Annotated in this window: 7 protein-coding genes and 1 pseudogene; 1 reads left to right on the forward strand and 7 read right to left on the reverse strand. The window is 68.4% G+C overall.

The features are described from left to right. Positions 1 to 121 precede the first annotated feature (121 nt). From C5O18_RS04370 to leuC, 6 genes and pseudogenes are all read right to left on the reverse strand, one after another. Positions 122 to 1,096: an Asd/ArgC dimerization domain-containing protein gene (locus tag C5O18_RS04370; protein ID WP_105191799.1), complete on the reverse strand. Its 975-nt coding sequence runs from the start codon at positions 1,094 to 1,096 to the stop codon at positions 122 to 124. Further along, entirely contained in the window at positions 1,096 to 2,217 is a 1,122-nt protein-coding gene (gene asd, locus C5O18_RS04375) for an aspartate-semialdehyde dehydrogenase (protein WP_105191801.1), read from the reverse strand. The genes C5O18_RS04370 and asd overlap by 1 nt, the downstream gene beginning before the upstream one ends. 137 nt (positions 2,218 to 2,354) lie before the next feature. Continuing rightward, positions 2,355 to 3,346 (reverse strand): annotated as a pseudogene (leuB, locus tag C5O18_RS04380) (3-isopropylmalate dehydrogenase). A 55-nt stretch (positions 3,347 to 3,401) separates the two neighbouring features. Next, positions 3,402 to 4,178 (reverse strand): class I SAM-dependent methyltransferase, encoded by a 777-nt coding sequence (locus tag C5O18_RS04385; protein WP_105191803.1) that lies wholly within the window; start codon positions 4,176 to 4,178, stop codon positions 3,402 to 3,404. A 12-nt stretch (positions 4,179 to 4,190) separates the two neighbouring features. Continuing rightward, entirely contained in the window at positions 4,191 to 4,844 is a 654-nt protein-coding gene (gene leuD, locus C5O18_RS04390) for a 3-isopropylmalate dehydratase small subunit (protein WP_105191805.1), read from the reverse strand. Between the two features lie 39 nt (positions 4,845 to 4,883). Then, entirely contained in the window at positions 4,884 to 6,302 is a 1,419-nt protein-coding gene (leuC, locus tag C5O18_RS04395; protein WP_105191807.1) for a 3-isopropylmalate dehydratase large subunit, read from the reverse strand. A gap of 132 nt (positions 6,303 to 6,434) precedes the next feature. Between leuC and C5O18_RS04400 the strand changes: the two genes are divergently transcribed. Beyond that, positions 6,435 to 7,361 (forward strand): LysR family transcriptional regulator, encoded by a 927-nt coding sequence (locus tag C5O18_RS04400; RefSeq protein WP_105191809.1) that lies wholly within the window; start codon positions 6,435 to 6,437, stop codon positions 7,359 to 7,361. A gap of 10 nt (positions 7,362 to 7,371) precedes the next feature. Here the strand turns inward: C5O18_RS04400 and C5O18_RS04405 are convergent, their stop codons facing one another. Continuing rightward, complete coding sequence (locus C5O18_RS04405; protein WP_105191811.1) at positions 7,372 to 7,689, reverse strand: hypothetical protein; 318 nt, start codon at positions 7,687 to 7,689, stop codon at positions 7,372 to 7,374. Positions 7,690 to 7,705 lie beyond the last annotated feature (16 nt).

Raw genomic sequence — 7,705 nt, forward strand, 5'->3', positions numbered from 1 at the left:
CCAGGACCAGCCCCAGGGCCGCCGCCGTGACATGTGCCTGCCAGTTACGCATGGCTTTTCCTCCGCTGACCATTTCCTTTCGAGCCCGCTTCATTGGCTATATGCGGCGATCTTCGCCGACTCAGCCCTCGTTCAGCAAGGCGGCCAGCAACGGCCGCACCAGACCGGCGCGCAGCGGGTCTGCCAGCAGCACAGCCAGGCCATCTCCGGCATCGATGCCGAGACGCGACAGCGTGATGTCATTGTTGTCGACACCCAGTCCCACCGGGCTGGGCAGTTCGGCGAGATCGCCCCCCTCATGCACGCGGACGCCGGGCACCCGCGCCAGCGCCGCCACCACGGCGGCGCGCTGGACAGCGGCCTCGTGCTGCCAGTGCAGGCTCATGGTGGCGCCATAGAACACCGGCACCACCAGCTGGCGGATGTGGATGCGCACTTGCGGCAGCACAGCGGTCAGGGCCTGGCGCACACGACGCTCGCGGGTGCCGGTGCCGTTGCCATCGAGGGCGCTGTCGGCGGACAGGATGTTGAAGGCCACCTGCTGCGGCCAGGTCTCGGTGCTGATGCCACGTCCGTTGAGCAGCTCGCCGGTCTGGCGCGCCAGCTCGCCGACACCGGCGCGGCCGCGCAGCGACACCGGCGCCAGCACGGTGACATCAAGGCGCTGCAGCGGCGACACCGACGCCAGCGCCTGCGCCACCGGCGCCAGGATGCCGGCCAGCGGATCGGCCAGCACCACCAGCGCGCTGTCGGGACCGGCCTCGGCCAGCTTCACCGCCTGCGGATGCGCGCGCAGATGCCCGCTGGCATCCCAGACGCGCACGCCGGCGGCGAGCAGACGCGCGGCAAGATCGTCGGCGACCTCGGCCGGCACCGCCAGGATGGCCTCGTTGAGGTCGTCGAAATCGGCGTCATCGGCCACCTCGACCGCCAGCGGCCTGTCGCGGAAAACACGCGACTCCTCGCCGGAGCGCTCGCTGGCGAACAGGCGCAGGCGGCCGACAAAGGCCCCCTGCTCCTCCAAGGCATCGAAGAAAGCGCGACCGAGTTCCCCGGTGGCGCCGAACAGGCCGACGGACTGCGTAATGGCGCCCATCAGGCGGCCTGGCCGGCGCGCGCCAGCAGGATGCGCAGCATGCGGCGCAGCGGCTCGGCGGCGCCCCACAGCAACTGGTCGCCGATGACGAAGGCCGACAGGTACTGCGGCCCCAGATTGAGCTTGCGCACGCGGCCGACGCCGATCTGCAGTCCGCCGGTGATGCTGGCCGGGGTCAGTTCGCTGACCGTGATCTCGCGGTCGTTCGGCACCCACTTCACCCAGTCGTTGCCGGACTTGATGATGGCCTCGATCTCTTCCAGCGGCAGGTCCTTGTTCAGCTTCAGCGTCAGCGCCAGGCTGTGGCAGCGCATGGCGCCGATGCGCACGCACAGGCCGTCGACCGGAATCACGGCCTCGGTGCCGAGGATCTTGTTGACCTCGGCCTGGCCCTTCCACTCTTCCTTGGACTGGCCGTTGTCGAGCTGCTTGTCGATCCACGGGATCAGGCCGCCCGCCAGCGGCGCGCCGAAGAACTCGCGCGGCACGTCGTTGCGGATGGTCGCCGCCACCTTGCGGTCGATGTCGAGGATGGCCGACGACGGCGTGGCCAGTTCATCTGCCACGGCGGCGTTGATCACGCCCATGCCCTTGAGCAGCTCGCGCATGTGGTTGGCGCCGCCACCGGAAGCGGCCTGGTAGGTCATGGAGCTGACCCACTCGACCAGGCCTTCGCGGAACAGGCCGCCGACGCCCATGAGCAGGATGGAGTTGGTGCAGTTGCCGCCGATGTAGTTCTTCACGCCGCGGTCGAGCGCGCACTCGATCAGGCCGCTGTTGACCGGATCGAGCACGATCACCGCGTCATCTTCCATGCGCAGCGTGGAGGCGGCGTCGATCCAGTAGCCGCTCCAGCCGGCAGCGCGCAGCTTGGGGAAGATCTCGGTGGTGTAGTCGCCACCCTGGCAGCTGATGATGGTGTCCATGGCCTTGAGGGCGTCGAGGCTGTAGGCATCCTGCAGGGTGCCGCCATCCTTGCCGCCGAGCGACGGGGCGATGGCGCCCGGGTTCGAGGTGGTGAAATACACCGGCTCGATCAGGGCAAAATCGTTTTCATCCACCATGCGCTGCATGAGCACCGAACCCACCATGCCGCGCCAGCCGATCAGACCAACCTTCATTTACGCTCTCCAGGGCTTGTGGCCCGTGTTTTCCGGGGCGCCGCACCCCGCCGGACGGCGGGCATCACGACCCGCCGGCGACCGGGGTCGCCAGCGAATGCGCGGCAAGTTTTTGATTCGCCTATATTACAACGGATTCACAGGGCGTTGACCACCGCGTCACCCATGGCCTGCGTGCCCACCTTCGTCGTGCCTTCGCTCCAGATGTCCGGCGTGCGCAGGCCCTGGTCGAGCACGCGGCCGACGGCATCCTCGATGGCCTTGGCGGCAGCTTCCTCGCCGAAGCTGTAGCGCAGCATCATGGCCACCGACAGGATGGTCGCCAGCGGGTTGGCCACGCCCTGCCCCGCGATGTCCGGTGCCGAGCCGTGGCAGGGTTCGTACATGCCCTTCTTGTTCTGGTCCAGCGACGCCGACGGCAGCATGCCGATGGAGCCGGTGAGCATGGCGGCCTCGTCCGAGAGGATGTCGCCGAACAGGTTGCCGGTGACGATCACGTCGAACTGCTTGGGGCGGCGCACCAGCTGCATGGCGGCGTTGTCGACGTACATGTGCGAGACCTCGACCTCCGGGTACTCGACCGCGACCTCGTTGACCACCTGCTTCCACAGCTCGGTGACTTCCAGCACGTTGGCCTTGTCCACCGACAGCAGCTTGCGGTTGCGCTGCATGGCGAGCTGGAAGGCGACGTGGGCGATGCGGCGGATCTCCGATTCGCTGTAGACGTCGGTGTTGTAGCCCTGGCGCTCGCCGTTCTCCAGCGTGCGGATGCCGCGCGGCTGGCCGAAGTAGATGCCGCCGGTCAGTTCACGCACGANTTGGCGAACAGGTTCAGCTCGGCGCGGATCTTCAGCAGGCCGCGCTCGGGGCGGATGGAGCGCTCGATCTGGTCCCACTTCGGGCCGCCGACCGCGCCCAGCAGCACGGCATCGGCCTTGCGCGCGGCATCCAAGGTGACATCCGGCAGCGGCACGCCGTGGGCGTCGATGGCGGCGCCGCCGAGCAGCTCGTGGCTCCAGCCCAGGCCCAGGCCGAACTGTTCGTTGACCTTGCCCAGGACCTTCTCGGCTTCCGCCATGATTTCCGGGCCGATGCCGTCGCCGGCCAGAATCACAATGTGCTTGCTCATGCTTTCCTCGTCAGTGTCTTCATGTCCGGCATGCCGTCACGGCCGCCGTCCGTTTTCAGCGTCGCCCCCACAGCACGATGACATCGGTGCTGAAGGAGCCGTCTTCCTCGATCTCGAAATACTCGCGCACTTCCTCGCCCACCGCGGACTGGAACTGGCGGATGGCCGCGCGGTAGACCTCGGGCGTGCGCATGCGCTCGACCCAGGAGGTGAACTCCAGGCGCAGCCGCTGCATGGCGTGACCCTCGACGCGCAGCCCGGCCTCGGCGCACTGCTGCAGCCACTCGCCGGCGCTGTAGTCGCGCACGTGGCTGTTGTCGCGCAGCACTTCCGCCGTCTGCAGGTAGGTGTCCAGCAGCGGCCGGCCCGGCAAAGCCACATCGACGAAGGCCAGCAGACCGCCGGGCCTGAGCACGCGGCGCACCTCGCGCAGCGCCTGCGCCAGGTCGCTCCAGTGGTGCGCCGAATAGCGGCTGAACACGGCGTCGAAGCTGGCATCGGCGAACGGCAGTCGCTCGGCGGCGCCCTGCTGCGTGGTCACATTGCCCAGGCCGCGCGCGGCCGCCGTGTCGGCGACCACCGCCAGCATGTCCGGCGACAGGTCATAAGCCACCACTTCGCCCGCCAGCGGCGCGACCTGGAAGCTGACATGGCCGGCACCGCAGCCGAGATCGAGCACGCGCGCCGGCGCCAGGCTGGCATCCGTCCGCGCCGACAGCATGGTGCGCAGGCGTTCGAACTCGGCGCCCTGCGCATGCACGGCGCTGGTCAGGTAGGCCGAGGCCTGACTGCCGAACTGTCGCGCCACCACCGCTTCGTGCTTGCCGCTCATCGCCGGCCCGCCTCAGGCGCGGCGCAGCGAATTGAACACCCACGGGCGCGCCGCCTTCGCCTGCGCTTCGAAAGCGCGGATGGCATCGCCGTCCTGCAGGGTCAGGCCGATGTCATCGAGCCCGTTGAGCAGGCAGTGGCGGCGGAAAGCGTCGACCTCGAAGCCGAAGGCCTCGCCACTCGGGGTGATGACCTGCTGCTTTTCCAAATCGACAGTGATCTGGTAGCCCTCGGCGGCCTCGCACTCGCGGAACAGCTGGTCGACCTGGGCCTCGCTCAGGATCACCGGCAACATGCCGTTCTTGAAGCAGTTGTTGAAGAAGATGTCGGCGTAGCTGGGCGCGATCACGGCGCGGAAGCCGTACTCGCCGAGCGCCCACGGCGCGTGCTCGCGCGAGCTGCCGCAGCCGAAGTTCTGGCGCGCGAGCAGGACGCTGGCACCCTGGTAACGCGGCTGGTTGAGCACGAAATCCTTGTTCAGCGGACGCTTCGAGCAGTCCTGGCCCGGATAGCCCTCGTCGAGGTAGCGCCACTCGTCGAACAGGTTGACGCCGAAGCCGGTGCGCTTGATCGACTTCAGGAACTGCTTGGGGATGATCTGGTCGGTGTCGACGTTGGCACGGTCGAGGGGAGCGGCCAAACCCTTCACCACAGTGAACTTCTGCATGATCTTGCTCCTGATTTCTTTGAGCCTGTCGGGCCTGCGTCAGAAATGGCGAACGTCGACGAAATGGCCGGCAATCGCCGCCGCCGCCGCCATCGCCGGGCTGACCAGGTGGGTGCGGCCGCCGTTGCCCTGGCGCCCCTCGAAATTGCGGTTCGAGGTCGAAGCGCAGTGCTCGCCGGAGCCGAGCTTGTCGGCGTTCATGGCCAGGCACATGGAGCAGCCCGGCTCGCGCCACTCGAAACCGGCCTCGATGAACACCTTGTCCAGCCCCTCGGCTTCGGCCTGCTGCTTCACCAGACCCGAACCCGGCACCACCATGGCCTGCTTGATGCTGCCGGCGACCTTGCGGCCCCTGGCCACGGCGGCGGCGGCGCGCAGGTCCTCGATGCGCGAATTCGTGCAGGAACCGATGAACACGCGATCAAGCCGGATGTCGGTGATCTTCTGGCCCGGGTTGAGGCCCATGTACTGGTAGGCGCGCTCGAAGGAGTTGCGCTCCACCGCGTCTTCGGCATCGGCCAGGGTCGGCACGGTGGCGGTGACCGGCACCACCATTTCCGGGCTGGTGCCCCAGCTCACCTGCGGCTCGATGGCGGCGCCGTCGAGCACCACCACGGTGTCGAAGGCCGCGTCGGCGTCGGAGTGCAGCGTCTGCCAGTAGGCCACGGCGGCATCCCACTGTTCGCCGGTGGGCGCGAACGGCTTGCCCTTGAAGTAATCGATGGTCTTGTCGTCGGCGGCGACCATGCCGACGCGGGCGCCGGCCTCGATGGCCATGTTGCACACGGTCATGCGGCCTTCCATGCTCATGTCGCGGAAGACCTGGCCGCCGAACTCGATGGCGTGGCCATTGCCGCCGGCGGTGCCGATCTCGCCGATGATGGCGAGCACGACATCCTTCGGCGTCACGCCGGCGCCGAGCACGCCGTCGACGCGCACGAGCATGTTCTTCGACTTCTTCTGGATCAGGCACTGGGTTGCGAGCACGTGCTCGACCTCGGAGGTGCCGATGCCGTGCGCGAGGCAGGCGAAGGCGCCGTGGGTCGCGGTGTGCGAGTCGCCGCAGACCACGGTCATGCCCGGCAGCGTGAGGCCCTGCTCCGGCCCGACCACATGCACGATGCCCTGGCGCACGTCGTTGATGGTGAACTCGACGACGCCGAAGTCACGGCAGTTGTCATCCAGCGTCTGCACCTGGATGCGCGAGGTCTCGTCGGCAATGGCGGCGACGCCGCCGGCGCGCTCGGCCTTCTCGGTCGGCACGTTGTGGTCCGGCGTGGCGACGTTGGCATCGAGGCGCCAGGGCTGGCGACCAGCGAGCTTGAGGCCCTCGAAGGCCTGCGGCGAGGTGACCTCGTGCAGGAGCTGGCGATCGATGTAGATGAGGCAGGAGCCGTCATCGCGCTGGCTGACGAGATGATCGTCCCACAACTTGTCATAAAGGGTCTTGCCGGCCATGACAGCCACCTCCGCGTCAGATCGGCCCGGCCGGACATCCGCCGGGCACTGCTTTGATGCCGCAAGACTAGTGTGGCTTATGAAATAAATCCAATTTATAGTTTTTATACACAAAATTCCTTGGAGGAATTAATGGATACCGCCCTGCTCCAGGCCTTTCTCGCCGTGGCCCGCCAGGAGTCCTTCTCGCAGGCCGCCGAGCACCTGCACCTGACGCAACCGGCGGTGACCAAGCGCATACAGGCGCTGGAGGAACAGTTCGGCACGCCGCTGTTCGACCGCGTCGGCCGCCGCATCACCCTCACCGAAGCCGGACGCGCCCTGCTGCCGCGCGCCCGCCAGTGGCTGCACGACCTCGATGACATGCGCCGCCTCGCCGGCGATTTCGCCGAGGCCGCCACCGGCCAGCTCACCGGCACCCTGACCGTGGGCACCAGCCACCACATCGGCCTGCACCGCCTGCCGCCGGCGCTGCGCGCGTTCAGCACCATGCACCCGCAGGTGCGGCTGGACATCCGCTTCATCGACTCCGAGCAGGCCTACGAGGCGGTGCTGTCGGGCGAGCTGGAGCTGGGCATCGTCACCCTGCCGCCGGTGCCGGACGACCGCCTGGTGGCGCGGGTGATCTGGCCCGATCCGCTGGCCTTCGTGGTCGCCGCCGGCCACCCGCTGGCCGGGCGCGCGCGGCAGCGCCGGCAGGCGGACGACAGCGCCACCGGCATCGCCGCCGCCGACCTCGCCGGACACCCGGCCATCCTGCCTTCGCCCAACACCTTCACGCGCCAGATCGCCGAGGGCATGTTCCGCAGCGAGGGCCTGCGCCTGCAGGTCAACCTGGAAACCAACTACCTGGAGACCATCAAGATGATGGTCTCGATCGGCCTGGGCTGGAGCGTGCTGCCGGCCAACCTGTGCGATGCCGACGTGGTGGCGGTGCCAGTCAACGGCGTGCGCCTGAGCCGCGACCTGGGCGTGGTGCACCACCCCCGGCGCGTGCTGTCACGCGCGGCGGCGGCGATGCTGGCGCTGCTGGAGGCAGAGGCGGCCGGGGCACGCTAACCCGCCCCGGTCACCTGCCATCCACAGACACGGCGCCCGCACCAGCCCCCGCATAAACCCGCCAGAACGCGACCTGTGCCGCCTCGCAGGCCTGCTGGTGGCGTTCCAGCAGCGCCAGCGAGACCTGCGGGTCCTGCGGGTCCTGGCGCCACTCCTCCAGCGTGAACGGCACCGGCTGGTCGCCCTTGCCCCGCTGCAGACGGGCGCGGCTGGCATCGAACACGCTGCGGGCGTTGTGCAGGCCCAGCCGCCGGCCGATGGCCGGCAGCGACTCGCCCCGGGCGACGGCCTGCATCACGGCGAACTGTTCATCGGTCAGTCGAAGCATGTCATGCCTCCTCTAC

The sequence above is a fragment of the Amnimonas aquatica genome, assembly GCF_002943415.1.
Lineage (GTDB): Bacteria > Pseudomonadota > Gammaproteobacteria > Pseudomonadales > Moraxellaceae > Perlucidibaca > Perlucidibaca aquatica_A.